This window comes from Streptomyces sp. PTL18, assembly GCF_059510295.1.
The window spans coordinates 1-1,367 of record NZ_JCAJZO010000103.1 but is presented as its reverse complement, the minus strand read 5'-3'; the positions used below and the strand labels follow the sequence as shown (position 1 = coordinate 1,367).

The window sequence follows — 1,367 nt, the reverse complement described above, 5'->3', positions numbered from 1 at the left end:
GTTCGAGAACGCCTTGCACCGCCCGTCCGACGCCAACCCCCGCTGCCGCGAGAACTCCACGAACGTCTCAGGGGTCGACATGACGGTCACACCACCGGCCAACGCCAGATCGCACTCACCGGACCGCAGCGCCTGCACCGCCAGGTGCAAGGCCACCAGCGACGACGAACACGCCGTGTCCACCGTGACCGCCGGACCCTCGAAACCGAAGGTGTACGCGATCCGACCCGACGCCACGCTGCCGGTGTTGCCGGTCATCAGGTAGCCGCCGGAGTCGTGCTCACCCGTACGAAGGAAGGAGCCGTAGTCCTGCGCCATGGCGCCGGCGAAGACACCGGTGCGGGAGCCGCGCAGGCCGGTCGGGTCGATACCGGCCCGCTCGAAGACCTCCCACGAGGTCTCCAGCAGCAGCCGCTGCTGCGGGTCCATCGCCAGCGCCTCACGCGGAGAGATCCCGAACAACGCGGCGTCGAACTCGGCGGCGTCGTAGAGGAATCCTCCCTCGCGGACGTAGGTACGGCCTGGTGTGCCCGGCTCGGGGTCGTAGAGGGCGTCCAGGTCCCAGCCGCGGTCGGCCGGGAAGGCGCCGATGGCGTCGCCGCCCTCGCGCACCAGCCGCCACAGGTCCTCCGGCGAGCGCACCCCGCCCGGGAACCGGCACGCCATGCCGACGATGACCACCGGGTCGTCGCCCACGCCGACCGCGACGGGCAGCGCCGTGGCGGAGCCGGTCTCGGCGGCGCCGTCGTCCACCAGTTCGGGCAGGACGAGGCGGGCCACTTCGGCCGGGGTGGGGTGGTCGAAGACCAGAGTGGCGGGCAGTCGCAGACCGGTGGCGGTGTTGAGGCGGTTGCGCAGTTCCACCGAGGTGAGCGAGTCGAAGCCGAGGTCCTTGAAGGTCTGCTCCGCCTCGACCCGGTGCGTGCGGCCGTGACCCAGGACGGCGGCGGCCTGCGTCGACACGAAGTCCCGTAGGAACCGCTCCCGGTCGACGGCGGGCAGGGCCAGCAGCCGCTCCCGCAGGTCGGTGCCGCCATGTGCTTCCACGTGCTCGGCCTTGCGGCGGCTCCGCGCGCGGACGAGGGCATGCAGCAGCGCCGGGACGTCCTCCGGGGTACGGCGGCGGAGCGCCGCGAGGTCCAGGTCGACCGGCAGGACGACGGCCCGCTCCAGGCCGCCGCCCAGTTCCAGCGCCGCGTCCAGGAGCCCGAGGCCCTGTTCGGGTGCGAGCGGGAGCATGCCGGCCCGCACGAGGCGCCGCAGGTCGGCCTCGGACAGCTCGGCCGTCATGCCGGTGCCGGGTGCCCAGGGGCCCCAGGCCAGGGACACGGCGGGCAGTCCGGCGGTGCGGCGGCCGGATGCGAAGG

At 73.4% G+C, this 1,367-nt stretch carries 1 protein-coding gene; it reads right to left on the bottom strand.

The features are described 5' to 3' along the window. A partial coding sequence (locus AC5WS8_RS39140; RefSeq protein WP_496108233.1) for an acyl carrier protein occupies positions 1-1,367 on the bottom strand: 1,367 nt, incomplete at both ends.